Annotated in this window: 20 protein-coding genes; 9 read left to right on the top strand and 11 right to left on the bottom strand. The window is 48.5% G+C overall.

The features are described from left to right. Nucleotides 1–41 precede the first annotated feature (41 nt). Nucleotides 42–953, bottom strand: a complete 912-nt coding sequence (locus ACZGCQ_RS11630; protein ID WP_481266348.1) for an iron-hydroxamate ABC transporter substrate-binding protein — start codon at nt 951–953, stop codon at nt 42–44. Between the two features lie 3 nt (nt 954–956). Then, nucleotides 957–1,748, bottom strand: a complete 792-nt coding sequence (locus tag ACZGCQ_RS11625) for an ABC transporter ATP-binding protein (protein WP_023469594.1) — start codon at nt 1,746–1,748, stop codon at nt 957–959. Between the two features lie 184 nt (nt 1,749–1,932). On the opposite strand from ACZGCQ_RS11625, the gene ACZGCQ_RS11620 reads away from it, so the two are divergent. The 4 genes from ACZGCQ_RS11620 (at nt 1,933) to ACZGCQ_RS11605 (ending at nt 5,250) form a co-directional block, all read left to right on the top strand. Further along, nucleotides 1,933–2,991 (top strand): NAD(P)/FAD-dependent oxidoreductase, encoded by a 1,059-nt coding sequence (locus tag ACZGCQ_RS11620; RefSeq protein ID WP_029342814.1) that lies wholly within the window; start codon nt 1,933–1,935, stop codon nt 2,989–2,991. Nucleotides 2,992–3,170: 179 nt separating this feature from the next. Next, the gene (locus tag ACZGCQ_RS11615; RefSeq protein ID WP_481266347.1) at nt 3,171–4,466 is read left to right on the top strand and encodes a cation:dicarboxylate symporter family transporter; all 1,296 of its coding nucleotides are present in this window, start codon (nt 3,171–3,173) and stop codon (nt 4,464–4,466) included. Between the two features lie 181 nt (nt 4,467–4,647). Next, nucleotides 4,648–4,935 carry a hypothetical protein gene (locus ACZGCQ_RS11610; protein WP_481266346.1) on the top strand — a complete coding sequence of 96 codons (288 nt, stop codon included), beginning with the start codon at nt 4,648–4,650 and terminating at the stop codon, nt 4,933–4,935. A gap of 18 nt (nt 4,936–4,953) precedes the next feature. Further along, nucleotides 4,954–5,250: a DUF2089 family protein gene (locus ACZGCQ_RS11605; protein WP_023469590.1), complete on the top strand. Its 297-nt coding sequence runs from the start codon at nt 4,954–4,956 to the stop codon at nt 5,248–5,250. A 41-nt stretch (nt 5,251–5,291) separates the two neighbouring features. On the opposite strand, the gene ACZGCQ_RS11600 is transcribed toward ACZGCQ_RS11605, so the two are convergent. Continuing rightward, the gene (locus tag ACZGCQ_RS11600) at nt 5,292–5,525 is read right to left on the bottom strand and encodes a DUF4305 domain-containing protein (RefSeq protein WP_023469589.1); all 234 of its coding nucleotides are present in this window, start codon (nt 5,523–5,525) and stop codon (nt 5,292–5,294) included. 21 nt (nt 5,526–5,546) lie between these two features. Beyond that, nucleotides 5,547–6,239, bottom strand: a complete 693-nt coding sequence (locus ACZGCQ_RS11595) for a CPBP family intramembrane glutamic endopeptidase (protein ID WP_481266345.1) — start codon at nt 6,237–6,239, stop codon at nt 5,547–5,549. Between the two features lie 220 nt (nt 6,240–6,459). Between ACZGCQ_RS11595 and groES the strand changes: the two genes are divergently transcribed. From groES to ACZGCQ_RS11580, 3 genes are all read left to right on the top strand, one after another. Then, nucleotides 6,460–6,744: a co-chaperone GroES gene (gene groES / locus ACZGCQ_RS11590; RefSeq protein ID WP_023469587.1), complete on the top strand. Its 285-nt coding sequence runs from the start codon at nt 6,460–6,462 to the stop codon at nt 6,742–6,744. 33 nt (nt 6,745–6,777) lie between these two features. Further along, nucleotides 6,778–8,418, top strand: coding sequence for a chaperonin GroEL (groL, locus tag ACZGCQ_RS11585; RefSeq protein WP_029342811.1), 1,641 nt, complete (start codon nt 6,778–6,780; stop codon nt 8,416–8,418). Nucleotides 8,419–8,559: 141 nt separating this feature from the next. Further along, nucleotides 8,560–9,180: a LysE/ArgO family amino acid transporter gene (locus ACZGCQ_RS11580; protein ID WP_214728429.1), complete on the top strand. Its 621-nt coding sequence runs from the start codon at nt 8,560–8,562 to the stop codon at nt 9,178–9,180. A gap of 111 nt (nt 9,181–9,291) precedes the next feature. On the opposite strand, the gene ACZGCQ_RS11575 is transcribed toward ACZGCQ_RS11580, so the two are convergent. After that, nucleotides 9,292–11,082 (bottom strand): LTA synthase family protein, encoded by a 1,791-nt coding sequence (locus tag ACZGCQ_RS11575; RefSeq protein ID WP_481266344.1) that lies wholly within the window; start codon nt 11,080–11,082, stop codon nt 9,292–9,294. Nucleotides 11,083–11,308: 226 nt separating this feature from the next. On the opposite strand from ACZGCQ_RS11575, the gene wrbA reads away from it, so the two are divergent. Then, nucleotides 11,309–11,911: an NAD(P)H:quinone oxidoreductase gene (wrbA, locus tag ACZGCQ_RS11570; RefSeq protein WP_456125681.1), complete on the top strand. Its 603-nt coding sequence runs from the start codon at nt 11,309–11,311 to the stop codon at nt 11,909–11,911. 61 nt (nt 11,912–11,972) lie between these two features. Here wrbA and ACZGCQ_RS11565 read toward each other — a convergent pair whose 3' ends face one another. Both ACZGCQ_RS11565 and ACZGCQ_RS11560 read right to left on the bottom strand, forming a co-directional pair. Then, nucleotides 11,973–14,405 (bottom strand): HAMP domain-containing sensor histidine kinase, encoded by a 2,433-nt coding sequence (locus ACZGCQ_RS11565; protein ID WP_481266343.1) that lies wholly within the window; start codon nt 14,403–14,405, stop codon nt 11,973–11,975. Nucleotides 14,406–14,620: 215 nt separating this feature from the next. Continuing rightward, the gene (locus tag ACZGCQ_RS11560) at nt 14,621–15,634 is read right to left on the bottom strand and encodes a zinc-binding alcohol dehydrogenase family protein (protein WP_197484509.1); all 1,014 of its coding nucleotides are present in this window, start codon (nt 15,632–15,634) and stop codon (nt 14,621–14,623) included. A 189-nt stretch (nt 15,635–15,823) separates the two neighbouring features. Here ACZGCQ_RS11560 and ACZGCQ_RS11555 point away from each other — a divergent pair, with 189 nt between their 5' ends. Next, nucleotides 15,824–16,264, top strand: a complete 441-nt coding sequence (locus ACZGCQ_RS11555) for a hypothetical protein (protein ID WP_214805644.1) — start codon at nt 15,824–15,826, stop codon at nt 16,262–16,264. A gap of 71 nt (nt 16,265–16,335) precedes the next feature. Here ACZGCQ_RS11555 and ACZGCQ_RS11550 read toward each other — a convergent pair whose 3' ends face one another. From ACZGCQ_RS11550 to ACZGCQ_RS11535, 4 genes are all read right to left on the bottom strand, one after another. Beyond that, nucleotides 16,336–16,848 (bottom strand): PCYCGC motif-containing (lipo)protein, encoded by a 513-nt coding sequence (locus ACZGCQ_RS11550; protein WP_481266342.1) that lies wholly within the window; start codon nt 16,846–16,848, stop codon nt 16,336–16,338. A 76-nt stretch (nt 16,849–16,924) separates the two neighbouring features. Next, complete coding sequence (locus tag ACZGCQ_RS11545) at nt 16,925–17,842, bottom strand: metal ABC transporter substrate-binding protein (RefSeq protein WP_481266341.1); 918 nt, start codon at nt 17,840–17,842, stop codon at nt 16,925–16,927. After that, nucleotides 17,839–18,684, bottom strand: coding sequence for a metal ABC transporter permease (locus ACZGCQ_RS11540; protein ID WP_481266340.1), 846 nt, complete (start codon nt 18,682–18,684; stop codon nt 17,839–17,841). The genes ACZGCQ_RS11545 and ACZGCQ_RS11540 overlap by 4 nt, the downstream gene beginning before the upstream one ends. Further along, nucleotides 18,681–19,418 carry a metal ABC transporter ATP-binding protein gene (locus ACZGCQ_RS11535; protein WP_481266339.1) on the bottom strand — a complete coding sequence of 246 codons (738 nt, stop codon included), beginning with the start codon at nt 19,416–19,418 and terminating at the stop codon, nt 18,681–18,683. Before ACZGCQ_RS11535 ends, ACZGCQ_RS11540 begins: the two co-directional genes overlap by 4 nt. Nucleotides 19,419–19,457: the final 39 nt, after the last annotated feature.

Below are 19,457 nucleotides of genomic sequence, written 5' to 3'. Positions count from 1 at the left end.
CAAAAAAAGGGAGGAATCCCGCAGGTTCCCTCCCTTATTCATTATGCGCCAAGGAAACTTTTCTTGAAGAACTCGAGTTGACGTTCGAGTGTGAGCGGATCGTTGAAGTAGAATTCCTTCGAATCGACTTCGAAGACACGATCGTTTTTGACGGCTGGAATGTTTTTGAACGTATCCGTTTTCGTGAATGAGTTGTCCGCTTCCGCACTCTTACTGAAGACGAGGTAGTCGCCTGCGTATTCAGGAAGGACTTCTGGTGACAATGCATAGTAGCCATCTTTTAATGCCATCTTCGTGACTTTATCCGGCATTTTCAATTTCATTTCCTGATAGAGAATCTCTGTTCCACGACCCCAGTTATCGCCGAAGACGTAGAGTTGTTTATCGAAGCTTTCGATGACAGAGACAGTAGCATCTTCACCGATTTTTGCTTTGATGTCTTTACCGGCAGCAGCAGCACGTGTTTTGAAGTCTTTGACCCAGTCGCGTGCTTCTTGCTCTTTGTTGAGCAATTTACCGATTTCGATATGTTGCGTCAAGTAGTCGACTTTTCCGTATGTGTACGTGACCGTCGGAGCAATCTTTTTGATTTTATCAAGGTTTTTCGTTGTCGAATAGCCGATGATCAAATCTGGTTCGAGTTCGATGATTTTTTCAACGTTCTCTTCAGATACTTCCGTTACATCTTTGAGCTTGTCGAACTTCGGATTCGCTTTTGACCACGAATCGACACCAACGACAGGTACGTCGAGCGCCATGACGTTGCCGGCAAAACCAGCGAGGACAACGACACGTTTTGGATTAGCCGGAACTTTGACGTCACCGTTCTCTGATTTGTACGTGATTGTCTCGTTTTTCGACCCAGATGCTGCGTCGTCTTTTTTCTCTGTATTTCCACACGCTGCGATGACGAGCGTGAGAATGAGTAGAACCGGTACAAGTAGTTTCTTCATGATTCAATCTCCCTTGATTAAGTTGTAGGTGATACACATCGGCTTGTTCGTCCGCGGATCGCGTCCGATTTCAGCATCGATATGGAATACTTCTTGTAAGACGTCTTTTGCGATGACTTCTTCACACGTCCCGGCTTTGACGACTTCGCCGTTTTTCATGGCGATGATATAGTCGGCGAACCGTGCCGCTTGATTCAAGTCATGCAGGACCATGACAATCGTTCGTCCTTCAGTCCGGTTGAGATGCTCGAGTAGCTCGAGCACCTCGAGTTGGTGGGCGAGATCAAGATAAGTCGTCGGTTCATCGAGGAAGATAATGTCCGTCTCTTGGGCAAGTGCCATCGCGATCCAGACCCGTTGACGTTGACCACCCGATAGCGCATCGACGGGACGATGTTTGAACGCCATCGTATCCGTTGCTTCAAGTGCCCAATCGATGATCTCATAATCGTGTTTCGTTAAGCGTCCGAATCCTTTTTGATAAGGGAAACGACCGTATGAGACGAGCTCTGCGACCGTCAGACCACTTGCACTCTCTGGAGTTTGTGGCAGAATAGCCATTTTCCGAGCAAGTAGCTTCGTGCTTTCCTTCGCGATATCGAGACCATCAAGCAACGCACGTCCCGATTGATGGGGAATGATCCGTGTCATCGCTTTCAATAAAGTCGATTTGCCACATCCGTTCGCCCCGATGATCGTCGTAATCTGACGATCGGGAATTTGGACGGACAAGTCTTTGACGATGGGACGATCACCGTAGCCGATATTGATTTCTTCTGTTGCTAGACGTACCATACGCGACGACTCCTTCGTTGTTCTCTCCGTTTTCAATGATAATGATTATCACTATCGTCTCATTAACCATACCAGTCCTGTAAAAACGCTGTCAACATTTTTTCTTGTGTTCAAGAGATGTTCACGTTATCATGAGGGAGTGAGAATGATAATCAATCGTAATCAAAGACGAGGAGTGAGTGAGATGAGGGAACAGGAGTTGTTCGACGTAACGATCATCGGCGGGGGACCTGCAGGGTTATATTCGACGTTCTATAGCGGTCTTCGGGGCATGAAGACGAAATTGATCGAGTATCAAGCAGAACTCGGAGGGAAACTACACGTCTATCCAGAAAAGATGATCTGGGACGTCGGTGGACAACCACCGATCACTGGTGAAAAACTCATGGCTCAACTCGTCGAACAGGGACTGACATTCCAACCGACTGTTCAATTGAATGAAAAGATCATCTCGATCGCAAAAGACGTCTTCGGCAACTTCGTCTTAGAAGCAGAATCGGGTCGGATCCATTATTCGAAGACGGTGATCGTCGCGGTCGGCGGCGGGATCCTCAATCCACAAAAATTAAAGGTCGAAGGTGCGGAGCGCTTTGAAGTGTCGAACCTGAACTATACGGTCAAATCGATTGAACGCTTTAAAGGAAAGACCGTCATCGTCTCAGGTGGTGGGAACTCTGCGATCGACTGGGCGAACGAGCTCGAACCGGTCGCAAAAAAAGTCTACGTCACGTATCGCCGGGATTGTTTCTCGGGGCACGAGGCGCAAGTCGATCAGCTCGTCAAAAGTTCTGCTGTTTGTCTCCTTAACACGACGATTCACAAGCTGATCGCAAGTCCTGATCATCAACGGATTGCATCAGTCGAATTGATCGACTGTCAAACAGACGAAATCGTCGAGATTCCAATTGATGAAGTCATCATCAATCATGGGTATGAACAGGATGCAGCACTGCTTGACGCGTGTGATCTCGATATCGCACGGGTCGATGACTTCTATATCGCGGGTAACGCGGCGAGCGAATCAAGTGTACCGGGACTATATGCTGCTGGAGATATTCTTTCGCACGACGGGAAGGTTCACTTGATCTCAGGTGCCTTCCAAGATGCAGCGAACGCCGTCAACCGGGCGAAACGCTTCATCGAGCCGGAAGCGCCAAAAGTAGCGATGGTCTCATCACACAATGAAGTCTTCAAAAAACGCAATCGAGCGTTGATTGAGGAACGCGTTAATCAACAATCTTGAATAATGTTTAAACGTCCAAAATGCTTGGAAACAAGCGGATTTTGGACGTTTTTTTGTATGAATTTCATTTTTGTACTATAACAGAACGATTTGACAACATACTGTATTTAGGACAAAATTCTACTTATGTTCCACTACATGTAGGATACAAGTAAGACGGATGTATAAGGAGGAAGGGTATGACAACTACGAAACGTAAGCCAATTGGCCTTGCCTGGCAAATTTTAATCGGCTTGATTCTCGGGATCACAGTCGGTGGTGTATTTTATGGGAATCCCCATGTCGCGGAGTGGCTTAAGCCAATCGGTGACATCTTTATCCGGATGATGAAAATGATCGTCGTTCCGATCGTCTTCACGACGATTGTTCTCGGTGTCTCATCAGTCGGTAGTCCGAAAAGTCTCGGACGTCTCGGCGTCAAGACGCTCGGTTACTTCACGATCGTGACGATGATCGCGATCTTCACGGGGCTGTTCGCAGCCAATCTCGTTGAACCGGGTGCTGGTATTAACATGTCGACACTCGACAAGACGGACATCTCGACGTATGTCGAAACAGAAGAGACGACACAAGATGCAGGACTCGTCGACAAGATCGTCAACATCGTCCCGACGAATATCTTGGACGCGATGGTCCGCGGTGATATGCTCGCAATCATTTTTTTCTCGGTCTTATTCGGACTCGGTGTCGGTTTTGCAGGAGAGAAAGGTCAACCGGTCGTTCGTTTCTTTGAAGGCGTCGCAGCAGCGATGTTTAATCTCGTCAATATCGTCATGAAATTCGCACCGATTGGTGTTTTCGCCTTGATCGGTGTCACGGTCTCGACGTTCGGAATTGAATCGCTCGGTTCATTGTTTAAACTGATTGCGACGTTATACGTCACAGCGCTTCTCTTCATGGTGATTGTCTTTGGCTCCATCATGAAATGGGTCGGCATTCGCGTTTCGGATTTCACGCGCATCTTTAAGGATGAACTCTTGTTGACGTATTCGACGGCGTCGTCTGAGACGGTACTGCCGCGCGTCATGGAAAAACTCGAACGGATGGGTGTTCCGAAATCAATCGTCAGCTTCGTCGTACCGACGGGTTATTCTTTTAACCTTGATGGATCAGCGCTTTATCAAGCGCTTGCTGCCTTGTTCATCGCACAGATGTACGGCATTGATCTCTCGATCGGAACACAACTGACGCTTGTCTTCGTCTTGATGCTGACATCAAAAGGGATGGCTGCCGTTCCTGGCGTCTCCTTCGTCGTCTTGCTCGCAACACTCGGTACGGTCGGTATCCCGGCAGAAGGACTTGCCTTCATCGCGGGGATTGACCGAATCATGGATATGATGCGCTCGGTCGTCAACGTGACAGGAAACACGCTCGCTTCACTCGTCATCGCGAAGTGGGAAGGTGTCCTGGATGAAGACCAACTCGAGACGTTCATGTCAACAGAAGGTAAAAAAGACGACGTCCGCAGTGCGTGATTGTCGTAAATACAAGGAAGGACTGAATCGTCAGTCCTTCTTTTTTTCGTCCCTGAAAATAGGTTAAAGTCGATTGTTTTTAAAGAAGACCTCTTATTTTTGATTATAGTTAAAATAATGTTGAATATTATTAATTTTAAAGTTAATATTATTGATATAATCATAGGGGAGAGGCGATAGGATGCAAACGGTAGGAATCGTCATTGGTATTGTCGCAGTCTGTATCGTACAATTTTACTTAGCAAGGCGTGGAAGAGTCTGGAGTTTCATCATTCCAGCCATCATCATCGGTCTCGGAATTTACTGGTATTTCGGAACAGGACCACACACGTCGGATCGAGAATCGGTGATTCGGATGGGAACGTTTGCCTGTTTATCACTCATGATCTCGATGGCCGAGATGGGAGTCAACTCACGCTGTAAGCAACTGAAGCGTGAAAAAGAACGAATGGAGATTCAAGATCTGTAAGAGAAGTGAGGGAACACGATGGAACGACAAGACGTGCCCGCTTGGGTACTGGCACTTGAACAGGAGCATCTCGAATTCATCCGGAAGTTCGTTTTGAGCTCCGGTTCGTTAAAGGATATGGCAACTGCCTATCAAGTGTCTTATCCGACCGTCCGGGCGAAGTTGAACCAGTTGATCGAGCGGATTGATTCGGTGCAACAGGAAGATGTCGAATTCGTCAACATGATCAAGAACTTAGTCTTAGATGAACGGTTGAGTCTCGATGTGGCGAAAACGATCATCGATTCCTACCGCAAAGGACAAGCGAAGGAATAAACCAAAAAAAGAGATTTCCGCATGACGGAAACCTCTTTTTTTTATTGCTTATCGTTCTTTTTGTCTTGTTCCTTCTTGATCATCTTCTTTGCTGCTGCGCGGAAGCGGAAGATCAAGTAGAGACGGTAGAAGTCGATCGCGGCGAACAACGTCAACAGGATCGTCCAGAAGTTGAAGACCGTTCCTGCCTCGACTGAATTGTTGTAAGCAAGGAACATGAAGAGAATACCGAATATGGCATAGAACACTGCCATGAAGTTCGAGCTTTGACGCATGAAAACACGACCTTTCGTAAATTAAGACATCGCGTAGATGGCGAGTACGACGATTCCGTTGTTAAAGACATGGATGGCGATCGGAGCAATGATCCGGCGCGTCTTGACGAAGACGAGTGAGAAGACGAAACTCATCGCGACATAGATTAAAAATTTGTTGTCTTGGTGAATCAGTCCGAACAAGGCACCCGTCAAGATGAAGCTGAAGAAGAAACCGAGCTTCGAGGAGAGATTCCCGAACAGGATATGCCGGAACAAGAACTCTTCCATGATCGGTCCGAGCAGGACGACCATGACTTGCAGGAGTGGGATGACTTGGATCGCTTGGATGATCTGATCCGTATTTTGCGATTTCGCGACATTCTCGATCCCGCCTGCCATCCAGGCATCGATCAAGTTGACACCGATCAAGAGCGCATACAAGAGCACGATCCCGATTCCGATCCATTTCAACGTATCCATCGGATCGGTTTGACGTCCCTCTGCCTTCCACTTCTGCCAATCGGGGCGCAAGCAGTAGTAGGAGACGATGACGGCGACCGTAAAGCCGATCGCAAGCCACCAACCGGCGACGTCAGCAATGATGTTCTTCGGAAGGAAGTACTGGAACGAACCCGGAACCAATTGGACGATCAGATAGATGATGATCGGGATGACGTGACGCTTTTGCCACTTCTCCGCCATCAGAAAAGGCAGACTGATTGGATTTTTCATCGTACAGGACACAACTCCTTTGTAATGAAGGTACTGTCCCGATTGTAACAAACAAACGGTCTTGGCGCACGATTGACGATGATTCAAAGGTGTCGATTTCGGGAAAACGGATAAAGGTTCAGGCTTGAATTCAGGAGAGAAAGCGTATAAGATAAAAATATGTTAGCACTCAATGAAAGTGAGTGCTAAAAAACAGTCATTTTCAAGGAGGATGTTTCGCATGTTAAAACCACTTGGTGATCGCATCGTGATCGAAGTCGTTAAAAAAGAAGAAACAACACTCGGAGGAATCGTTCTTCCTGGGTCAGCGAAAGAAAAACCACAAGAGGGTAAAGTCGTCGCTGTCGGTACAGGCCGTGTGACAGAGCAAGGCGTACGTGTACCACTTGAAGTGAGTGTCGGAGATCACGTCATCTATGCACAATATGCCGGTTCGGAAGTCAAAGTCGACGGCAATGAATACTTAATTTTACGCGAAAGCGATATTTTGGCAGTAGCCGAGTAATCTGTTCAATCATCTATAAGGGGGATTTTAGTCATGGCAAAAGAGATTTTATTCAGTGAAGAAGCACGTCGGGCAATGCTCCGCGGGGTCGACGCATTAGCGGATGCAGTCAAAGTCACGATCGGACCAAAAGGACGCAACGTCGTCCTCGAGCGGAAGTTCGGTTCACCGCTCATCACGAATGATGGTGTGACGATCGCGAAAGAAATCGAACTTGAAGATCACTTCGAAAACATGGGTGCAAAACTCGTCGCAGAAGTTGCCTCAAAAACGAATGAGATCGCAGGGGATGGTACGACAACAGCGACAGTCCTCGCACAAGCGATGATTCGCGAAGGTCTCAAAAACGTCACAGCGGGCGCAAACCCGATGGTCATCCGTAAAGGAATCGAAAAAGCGGTCCGTCGCGCTGTCGAAGAGTTGCATACGATCGCAAAACCAATTGAAGGTAAAGAAGCAATCGCTCAAGTCGCAGCGATCTCAGCAGCAGACGAAGAAGTCGGTCAATTGATCGCAGAAGCAATGGAACGTGTTGGTCAAGATGGTGTCATCACGATCGAAGAATCACGCGGCTTCACGACAGAACTCGACGTCGTCGAAGGGATGCAATTCGACCGTGGTTACGCATCACCATACATGATCACGGATTCAGACAAGATGGAAGCGGTCCTTGAGAACCCGTACATCCTCGTCACGGACAAAAAAATCTCGAACATCCAAGAGATTCTTCCGGTCCTCGAGCAAGTCGTTCAACAAAACAAACCACTCCTCATCATTGCAGAAGATGTTGAAGGCGAAGCACTCGCGACACTCGTCGTCAACAAACTCCGTGGTACGTTCAACGCGGTAGCAGTCAAAGCACCAGGCTTTGGTGACCGCCGGAAAGCGATGCTTGAGGACATCTCGATCGTCACAGGTGCAGAATTGATCACAGAAGACCTCGGTCTTGATCTGAAAGAAACACAAATCACGCAACTCGGTCGCGCGTCGAAAGTCGTTGTCTCAAAAGACAACACGACGATCGTCGAAGGACACGGACACGGCGATTCGATCGAAGCACGCGTCGGGACGATCCGTGCACAAATCGAAGAAACGACAAGCGACTTCGACCGTGAAAAATTACAAGAGCGTCTGGCGAAACTCGCAGGCGGCGTAGCCGTCGTCAAAGTCGGGGCAGCAACTGAAACAGAGCTTAAAGAACGTAAGCTCCGGATTGAAGATGCACTTAACGCGACACGCGCAGCCGTCGAAGAAGGTATCGTAGCAGGTGGGGGAACAGCCCTCATTCACGTCACGAAAGCCGTCGAATCGATTCTGTCGGTCTCAACGGGCGACGAAGCAACAGGTGTCAACATCGTGCTTCGCGCACTTGAAGCACCACTTCGTCAAATTGCGGAAAACGCAGGTCAAGAAGGTTCAGTCATCGTCGAACGTCTCAAACATGAAGCGCCAGGAATGGGCTACAATGCGGCAACAGATGAGTATGTCGACATGATTGAAACAGGAATCGTCGACCCAGCGAAAGTAACGCGTTCAGCACTTCAAAACGCAGCGTCGGTTTCAGCGATGTTCTTAACGACGGAAGCCGTCATCGCCGATAAACCAGAACCAGCCGGATCTGCTCCTGCAATGCCTGATATGGGCGGCATGGGTGGAATGGGCGGAATGATGTAAGCTATTTCATCTGTAAGTACCGAATCCTAATAAATAGGGTTCGGTACTTTTTATTTACGATAGTATACTTAATAGTTGAAAGAATTACATAAGCACCACTCATCAGTTTAGAAATAAAGATAATGAAAGAGGAGACGTCAAGTGAATGAAATTTTAAAAGGCATAGTAACATCAGGTACGCTTATCGTCGCAATCGGTGCTCAAAACGCTTTTGTCCTTAAACAAGGCTTATTAAGGAATAATATTTTCTGGGTAGCGCTAGTTTGTTTTTTATGCGATGTGTTGTTGATGTGCATGGGCGTACTAGGGATTGGTACCGTCATTAAGAATAATACGTTTGCAAATGTTGGTCTTGCGAGTGTTGGAGGACTGTTTCTTCTCTTGTATGGATTCAAATCTTTTCGTAGTGCATTTTCGTCATCACACACAATGGATGTTTCAACAGCTCCTAAAATCATGACCATTCCCAAAACAATCTTACTCACATTAGCGATTACACTTTTAAATCCACATGTGTATTTAGATACGGTCGTCATCATCGGTGGTATAGCTGGGACTTTGACATTTGATCAAAAAGTTAATTTCTTGATCGGAGCTTTGATTGCCTCCTTTGTCTGGTTTTTTGGTTTAGGATACGGGGCGAGATGGTTAATGCCTGTATTTAAAAAACCGATGGCTTGGAAAGTATTAGATTTTGGAATCGGTTGTTTGATGTTTTGGCTCTCGTATCAATTGATTCAGTTTGCACTAGAAGCAATTTAAAAAGACTTGAAGATTAATAATGAAACACAAATAGACCAACAAGCATGACTCCTCAAGAGACGTGAAAAAAGTCAGGCTTGTTGGCTTTTTAGAAAATTAGACACGATGCGATTACTTCAGCTCATTCTCTTCAATAATCTTATCCGATATCTTTAATTGTTCGCTCACATCTTTCACCTGATTGCGACAGAGCTTCATCTCGGTTTTTTTCTCAGTCGACACGTCATAGCAGGTGCCTTCACCGGATGCTTTCGTCAAATCCGCTTCATAATAATAGTCCTTATAGCGGAACGAACCATCGCGGAAACCCGTCAGATTCGGCTTGTCATCGACGAGGGATTGTCCCATCATATAGGACGTTTTGAGGTTCAACAAATCAATGATTGTTGGTGCAATATCGATTTGTCCGCCATTTTCTTTCATGACCCGACCAGTTTTCTGGTCGGGTTTTTTGATGAAGAGCGGAATGCGGCGCTCGAGCTCAAAGGCAGCAACCGGAGATGAGACATCCGCTTTTTTGCGCATCTCGCTTCCTTCATTGACGAGTCCACTATCGTGATCGCCATAAAAGATGACGAGGGACTGATCCCAAAGATCCCGTTGTTTCAACTCATCAATCATCTTTCCGACACCTATATCGACGTAATGGACGGTCTGGTAATACCGTTTCAACATCGGATCCTCATATCCGGACAGATCAAGCGTCTGATCTTCCTTGTCAATCTCATACGGTGTATGACTCGTCAGCGCAACTAAAAACGAGAAGAACGGTTCTTGTAACGTCTCCATGTGATCGATCGATTCGAGGAAGAACTGTTGATCGTTCAGCGCCATGCCGATTTTCTTCTCTTTTGAATAATCCTTTTGGCTGAAGAAGTGCTTAAAACCGATGTTCTTGTAGACATCGTCACGATTCCAAAAGCCTTTTTCGTAGGCATGCATCGCTGCCGTATCATATCCGTTTTTCTCAAGTAATGCAGGGAGCGGCTCGAATTCATTCGTCGGGTATTGTGTATAAACAGAGCCTGATTTTAATGGATAAAGTGAGGTGTTCGTAATGAACTCGGCGTCCGAAGTTCGTCCTTCATGCGTCTGGTGGTAGAGCGACGAGAAGTAGAGCGACTCCTTCTTCAGCTGATTTAGGTTCGGCGTCACTTCTTCGCCGTTGATGGTTTGGTCGATGACTGAAGCCTGGAACGACTCGAGCTGCACCAGAATGATATTCGGTGTCTGTTTCGGACCCGTCGGATTCGTCTGTTCCTTTTGATTGATGCGCTGTTGTTCCTGTGCGGTCAGTCCGTCACTCGGTCGTCCGGTCACACCTTTGAACACATCCCACCCGTGATAGCCCCAAAAGCCAAACAGATAGTAGTCACGCATATCGGAGATCGTTGCCGTCGGTTGACGATCTTCCGTTAGCGTCCGGTAGGTCAGCAGCGAGGCAGACAAGATGATGCCAATGACTGCAAGGATTCCAGCCGTCCGGCGGCGTGTTTGCTTCGTCGTCACTTCCGGTCGTTTGCGGAAAATAAAGAGCAGTAGGACGAAAATCAAACTATCGGCGAACAAAAGGAAGTCTTGCGGTACGATCAAAGCGGTGAAGCCGCTACTGACGTCACTCATCTGCGTCATCTGTGAGAGGAGCGAGACAGAGAGGAAGTCCTCGAAGTAACGGTAGTACCACATGTCGGAAGCCAGTAGAAAACTGTGCGCGAGCAGTAGACCGAGCCAGACCCAGCGGCGTTTATTCCACGGAATCAGTAACGTCCAGCTCGACAGGATCAGCATCCCGGCCAGGTTCATAAGTGTTAAATGGAGCGAAAGGTCAGTCTTTGTAAAGTAACTAAACAGCATGAACTTCAGCATGCCGAGTAACAGATAAAGGGTGTAGCGAATCGCCATTGTCAGTACTCCTTACGTGTGTCGTCACACGTTCTTTACCCTAAACGTTTGATGGTGGAACGCCCAGATGTGGACAGCCATGTGCGCTCGTTCCATGATGTAGTCGAAAAATTGGTCTAAATTTCCTCTTGAATTCAAACAATTGACGTTAATTTGCGCAGAAAGCGGGAATAGAAAGCGTGTACGTTCATCGTCCGTCACTGTCTTTTAAAAAAGGAGCGAAGTCATGTCAAACGTGAAACTAGCGGTCATTTATTACAGCGCAACCGGAACGAACCATCAACTTGCCTCATGGGCAAAAGAAGCGGGAGAAGCCGCAGGGGCAGAAGTCCGTCTTGCGAAAATCAAGGAGACAGCTCCAGCAGAAGCGATTGCTTCGAACCCATTGTGGCAAAAGCATGCAGATGCCACACGTGATATTGAAGAAGCGACACCGGATCTACTCGACTGGGCAGATGCGATCATCTTTAGTGTTCCGACACGTTATGGTCATGTCCCGGGACAATTCCAACAATTCCTCGACACGACAGGCGGACTGTGGGCACAAGGCAAACTCGTCAATAAAGTCGTCAGTGCGATGTCGTCGGCACAGAACCCGCATGGCGGTCAGGAAGCGACTGTTCTCGCGGTCTATACGACGATGTTCCACTGGGGCGCAATCGTTGCGGCACCTGGGTATTCGGATCCTGTTTTGTTCGCAGCAGGCGGAAATCCATACGGCACATCGGTCACGGTCGACCAAGAAGGCAACATGGTTGAATCGGTCGAACCAGCTGTTCGCCATCAAGCGAAACGGACGGTTGAAGTCGCGAGCCGTCTCAACTCATAAAATTACCTAATTTAAAAAGCGCCGGAATGCTGATTCGCATTCTGGCGCTTTTTCGTATGCATCATGTGTTTTGTGTTAACGGAAGTTCGACTGTGAACGTCGAGCCTTGTCCTTCGATCGACTCGACATGGATTTCTCCCTCATGTCCACGCGCAATTTCGCGACAAATCGAGAGCCCAAGACCAGTACCGCCGATTTGACGGGTGTCCGAATTGTCGACACGATAGAATTTTTGGAACAGGTTACTCATCGCAGAAGCTGGAATCCCGATACCCTCATCTTGAATCGCGACCGTGACACGTGACGCGTGTCGCGTCAGTTGAATATCGATCGTTCCACCAGCTGGTGAGTATTTGATCGCATTGTTGATCAGGTTACTGAACAATTGGCGAATCTTCTTCGCATCCCCTTCGACGATCAATGGTTCGACGTTTCGGAATATTTCAATCGCGTGGGAAGAAGACGACAGGCTATGCAACTGTTTCAAATCCCGAATCATCGCGACGATATCGAACGGTGCCATCTCATATTCCTGACGATTTGCTTCCATCCGTTGCAGGTCGAGGAAGTCATTGATCAACAGCGAAAGACGTTCTGTTTCCGAATGGACCGCTTCGAGATACTTCTTCTGTCGCTTCGGTGGCAGGTCACGCTGAATCATCAGCTCAGTAAAGCCATAGATCGACGAGAGTGGTGTCCGCAGTTCGTGCGAGATTGTCGAGACGAGTTCGTTTTTGATTCGATCAATCTCGACTTCGTTCGTCACGTCACGTAAGACGAGTAGAATCCCGCGGAACTGTCCACCATAATGAATGCTCTCGGAATACGTCTTGATGAAGCGTCGCTCGTGATCGATCGAGAAGGTGATTCCTTCACCGATTTCACGCTGAACGAACGTTTTTTTCAAGTAACGTTCGAATTCCGGTAGTTGGTCGACGCGATGCTTGAGTTGAACGACAGACGGAGTGATGTTCATCAGTCCGTTCTCATCGAGACTTTCATCAACCGGGTGATCGAACAGGTCAAGCAACGGTCGGTTGATCAATTGAATATCGCCTTCGGGTTCGATATAGACGATCGATTCACGAATCGAGTTCAATAGTCGCGCCGTTTTTTCCCGCTCGCGTTCAATCTCGTCGAACGTCCGCATCCGCAAGAGTGACAATGCCAGCTGGCGCGCGAAGGCGGCTAGTTCTTCCTGCTCGTAACGATCAAACCGATCCTGATCGCGGGACAAGAAGATATAGGCGATGATCTCATTTTGACTCGGATCAAGAACCGGTGTGACAGCGCGTGCGACTTCGTCCTCGAACTGTGTATGCGGTCGTTTATCTTGTCGCGACTCACGCAATAACGGCTCAATCGTTGGCATCCAATCCTCGACTGTGAGCGGTGTCTGTGGATAAAAGACGATATCGATGACTTTTGTTCCTTCTTTAAAAATCAGTGCGCCTTGATCAGACTGCGTGATCTCAACCATCTTTTGGATGACAGAAGGATAAGCACTGATGCTATCGCGCGATGCCAGTGTTTCGGTCAATTGGTTTCGCAGGCGCAAGTGGGACTCGTTCCGTTGCGTTAGTTTCAATGCATCTTCGAGATTGTTGTTCGTCGACATCAATTGGTGTTTATTTTCAATCAAGGCTGTCGCCATCTGATGGAACGATTTACTCAATTCACCGATCTCGTCAGCACGGTTGAGTGGAATGAGTGGTAACGTATGCTCACCGCTCGCAAGAAGCTTACTTTCTTTACTCAAGAGATGGATTTGTCGTGTCGTCCGTTCGATGAACGGGCGGACAATCAGCAAGATAACAAGGAACAATACGAGCAGATTGACGAGCCAAATCCACTCAGCGTACTTTGTCTGGGTGACAAGTTGTTCTTTTGCACCGAGTTCTTTCGCGCGAAGACTACTCCGATAGTTTGTGAATGTGCTCTCCATCGTGTTGACACTTTTACGCATCGTCTCACTGTTCGAGGCATTCATCTTGAATTTCCGATTCGGATCCCGTGGTACTTGTGGCATCATCGCCTTCAGACTGGGCATCTGCAAGAAACGTTCGTCAATCTTTCCTTCTTGTTTTGCTTGGACATATTTAATTAAGCTTGGCATGACGAAGTTCGTATAGGAGTTATAGAGCGACCGGATATCAGACGCATAGACCTCGTCCGCTTTATATAAGCGATTCTTCTCAAACCAAGCCGTTTGTTGTTCAAGTGATGCTTTTTTTTCATCAATCACGTCGAGCACGGCATCATCTCCGAAGACGATATAGCCCCGCATCTCGTATTGAAGGGACTGCCAATCATCCCAGAGTTTCGTCGCCCGATCTTCGCGCATGCTGATCGCATCGAGCTCTTGTTTGGCATCCATGACTTGGTGGTTCGTATAAAAATAAGCAGCCAAGGAGGAGACGGATAAGGTGATAAGAATGAGATAAAACGACGACATGATCTGTCGACTAATCTTTTGATTGAACCATTTTCGCATATGGATTATGGATGCTCCTTTGTATATGTGAGTCAAGCGTCGATTAGATGTATTACGTTGGAATATTTGTTACCGTAATCGTACATTTTTTAGACGAATAAATATAGTCATAATGCTTAAAATATCTTCAAAGTAAGAGATACAGGTTCACAAAGAAAACTTAGAACGACAAAAAAGCAGGACGGGATTTTACTCCCAACCTGCTCCGATGCCCATTAATGATGTTCGACGACAATCTTCCCAATCGTTTTTCCGCTCTCGACGAGACGGTGTGCTTCTTTCAGATTGTCAGCGTTCATGCCGATTAACGTCTGTGTCACCGTCGTCTCAAGTGTATGCTCTTCGATCCATGCTGCGACTTGCGTCAGAATCTCATGTTGGCGGATCATGTCCTCTGTCTCGAACAGCGGACGCGTGAACATGAACTCCCAGACGAACGTCGCACTCTTTTGTTGGAGCGCACTTAAATCGAGTTTTTGATCCGTCTCGACGATGCTACAGATTTTCCCTTGTGGTGCAATTACATCGACCATCGTCTCAAAATGTTGGTCCGTCGCATTGAGACAGAAGATATAGTCGACGTATTTGTAGCCGAGGGCTTCCAGCTGAGGACGGAATGCCTCGTGGTGATTGATCGTATGATGTGCACCGTGTTCCTTCGCCCAATCAATCGTCTCGTCACGCGACGCCGTTCCGATGACGGTCAGCCCAGCGTGATTCGCGAGTTGTGTCGCGATTGAACCGACACCACCAGCAGCTCCGATGATGAGGATCGTCTTCTCGAGATTCGACTTAGCATCAAACGTCAATCCGAGACGATCGGTCAATGCTTCGTAAGCTGTCAGCGTCGTCAACGGGAGAGCAGCGGCTTCGCTGAACGTCAACCGTTCCGGCTTTTTGGCGACGATCCGTTCATCGACGAGTTGGAAGTCACTGTTTGAACCGGGGCGCTGGATTGCACCGGCGTAATAAACTTCATCACCGACTTGGAAGAGGGAGGCATCATCGCCGACTTCAACGACGACTCCGGCTGCATCGTAACCGATAACCTTCGGGGCATCTTCGTCTTTCCCGTGAGCACGGACTTTCGTATCGACCGGGTTGACGGAGACAGCTTTAATCTCAACTAAGAGATCGTGTCCCGTTGCTTCCGGGCGTGGTAGTTCCAGGTCAATCAGACTTTCGTGTTCCGTTAGTGGTAAGTGTCGGTGGAAACCGACAGCGGACATATTCGACATCTACAATCATCCTTTCCAGATAGGAATCGCTTCTCTCCATCTGTTCCACGCCCGCTCGGTCTTAAAACCAGTTGCGAAACTTTGAAAACGGATTCCCCTTCTGTCGTCAACGGAAGAATGCTGGATAGATATGGTAGCATATGAGAGTAGCTATCATTTTTTGAGAAGGAGCGATTTTGTATGTATGACGTCATCTCTCTACCGGCAGGACCGACTCAAGTCACGATTGAACGTTACCTCGTCCATGCCCATCCGCATCCCCGTCCGTATCGACCTGCGCGTTTGATTGCCTTACGTCAAAGTGGTGGCGTCATGCATCGACTGTATCGTACGGAGCGGGAAATCGTGCTCTCTCCGCACGAGGCACTTGCGCCCCAAGTCCAGCGGCTCTCGTTCTCGCAACAGGAGCGTATCCTTGCGTATATTGAAGAACGGCGCGCGAGCTTCGGTTTTGATGAAGGGGAGGAATACAAGTTTTACTTACTCGAAGTGGCGTACGAACTCCGTCATCTACCACGAACAGATCGACCGATTCGGGCACATACGTACTATCAACTGGATGAACTGTTGTCGGGTCGACCGCTTGTCTTGCGAGCTAGAAGTCAAGAGCGCTCCACATGAGACAGAAAAACAGAACATGAAAAAGCAGTCCACCGTTTCTTGCGTCAATCGCGAGAACAGTGGACTGTTTTTTAGAGTGCCGGAGTTGGCGTCGGTGTGACACCAGTCTTTGCGTACGCTTGATCGATGGCAGTCCGGATTTCTTTGACGGAGCTACCTTTTTGATAAGCGACGATCGACTGTGCTGCGATATCGAGACACGTGCCGCACGTAATGCCGTGCGTCGTCCAAGTCGTGGAAGTAGCGGTCTGCTCTTCGATGAAGCAGTCGTAGTTGCTTGTATGACCAGCAGATGCACCGCAACCGCAATAGCACGGCATCTTCTTCAAGAGATCGGGATGTTTCGCGACGGAGCGATAAATCGTCTGGATCGACTCATCCTGTTCGTTCAGAAAAGCGGGTAACGTGTCTGGTCCTGCTGTCTTTTCGACTTGATCACCGGCACCGTGACTGGCATGGTCAGCATGATCTCCGTGATTCGCATGTTCTGTTTTTGGAGCACCTGTTTGATCAGCTGTTCCGCATGCAGCGAGCAACAGGCTGACACTTAGGGGAAAGGCGTAACGATAGAGTCGTGTTTGCATGATGTGCCTCTCTTTCATCTTCTTGCCTTCATTATAAGGAAAGACGTATCCAGAAGGCGTGACGATTTATTGACGCTTACTTGGCGAGTGCTTTCGTGATCGTCTCGATATTCACTTGCATCATGCTGTAATACGTATCGCCGTCCTTACCCGGTGCACCGAGTGAGTCGGTGAACAGTGTGCCACCGATTGGAACGCCCGTCTCCCTTGAGACAGTTTCCATGCTCCGCCGATCGACGCTCGTTTCGACGAATAAAACAGGGATATCTTGCTCCTTGATCGTATCGACGATCCGACGGACTTGTGCCGGAGTCCCTTGGTTATCCGAGTTGATTTCCCAGATGTAGTCGGCTTTGACGTCATAGGCAGTTCCGAAGTATTTGAAGGCCCCTTCGCTCGTGACGAGATGACGTTCTGCTTTCGGAATAGCAGCAAACTGCTTTTTCGCTTCCTGATCAAGTGTCTGCAATTTTTTAATATAGGCATCGGCATTTTTTTCGTAGTCGGCTTTATGCTTCGGATCTTCCTTGATAAATGCCTGCTTGACGTTTTCGACGTAGCGGATGCCATTGCTTACATCAAGCCACGCGTGCGGATCGGTTTCCGATTCCTTACCTTTCGTCGTCAGGTACTTCGGTTCGACGCCTTTGCTTAAACGATAGACCGGCGCGTCAGACGCGTCTTTGCCAGTCGTTGCCCGCAGTTTATCAAACCAGGCACCACCGGCTTCGAGGTTCAATCCGTTGTAGAAGACGACATCAGCATCTGCCATCGCTTGTACGTCTGCTGGAAGTGGATCATACTCGTGCGGGTTTGCCCCGATCTTGACCATGCTGTGGACATCGACGTGTTCACCACCGACCTCACGTGCGAGATCAGCGAGAATCGAATACGTCGCGACGACCTTCAGCTTTCCGTTATCTTCTGCTGGTGTCGAACAAGCAGCAAGCAATACCGTACTGAGGAGTACGAACAGAAAAAGTTTTAATTTCATACAGTAGACTCCTTTCGTTTCCGGTGACGCATCAGACCGTGACGTGGTGAGAAGACGAAGACGAGTGCGAACAACGTCGTCGCGACGAGGACGATCGACGCACCGGAAGATAGATTATAGGTGAAACTGAAATACAGTCCGACGATGGCGGACAACGTACCGAATCCAGCTGCTAGGAACAGCATCCGTGAGAGGCGGTTCGTCAGTAAATACGCGGTTGCTGCTGGTGTGATCAGCATCGCGACGACGAGGATGATGCCGACGGTTTGGAGTGAAGCGACGGTGACGAGTGTCAGTAACGTCATCAGTCCGTAATGAATCCAGCGCGTCGATAGTCCATAGGCTTGCGCCATCGTCGGATCAAACGAGCTGATCAATAACTCTTTGTAGAACAAGAAGATTCCGCCGAGGACAATCAGTCCGATGATGACGGTCATCCACATGTCGCTCGGACGGACCGCGAGGACGTTGCCGAACAGAATGTGATAGAGATCGCTGCTGCTACGCAAGAACGAAATCAGGATGATCCCGAGGGCGAAGGCGGACGTGAACATGATTCCGATTGCCGTATCGTTCTTGATGCGACTGTTCTGGCTAACGAAGCCGATTCCGAGCGCTGTCACGAGACCCGTCACGATAGCACCGATCAGGAAGTTGATCCCGAGTAGGTAGGAAATCGCAACACCAGGTAAAACGGCGTGCGAGATTGCATCCCCCATCAACGACATCCCGCGAAGGATGATGAAACAGCCGATCACACCACAGATGATGCCGACCATGACGGCGGTGATCATCGCTTTTTGTAAGAACTCATAATGAAGTAGTGCCTCGATGAACGTCATCCTTGTCCCTCCTTGCGTCGTTCGAATAGCGGTAAGCCATACGCTGGTTCGAGCCATTCCGGTGTCAAGATATCAGACGGTGGACCGACAGCGATCAGTTGTTTGTTCAACAGCATCAATGTGTCGAAGTAGTCCTCTGCTTTATGCAAATCATGGTGGACGACGACGATTGTCCGCCCTTCGGCTCGGAGTGTCCGTAAGAGTTCGATGATCATCTGCTCACTGGCGACATCGATGCCGACGAACGGTTCGTCCAGCAATAGCAGTTCTGCTTCTTGGGCAAGGGCACGTGCCAGAAAGACCCGTTGTTGCTGTCCACCTGACAGTTCACCGATTTGGCGTTCGGCATGATCCGCCATACCGACGCGCTCGAGGCACTCCATAGCGAACACTTTTTGTGCTTTCGATGGTCGTTTGAATAAGCCGAGCTTCGGATAACAGCCCATCAACACGACATCCTGCACACGAACCGGGAAGTCCCAATCAATTGCACTTCGTTGCGGTACGTAAGCGACGCGTGACCGGACGTCTTCGAGCGATTGGTCGAGCACGCGTAACTGCTCGATCCGAGCCGGAATCAGACCGAGGACAGCTTTTAAGAATGTGGATTTACCAGCGCCGTTCGGTCCGATGATGCCAATCAACGAAGCGACCGGGAGGCGAACGGACACTCCGTCGAGTGCATGCGTATCAAAATAAGAGACGGTGAGACGATCAACGTCAAGGGCGTACATGAATGATCACTCCTTTGATTTTGTGGTATATAGAAGGAA

The sequence above is a fragment of the Exiguobacterium sp. HSB13 genome (genome assembly GCF_056764755.1).
The sequence above is the reverse complement of the archived record's forward strand: the minus strand, read 5'-3'. Positions and strand labels throughout refer to the sequence as shown.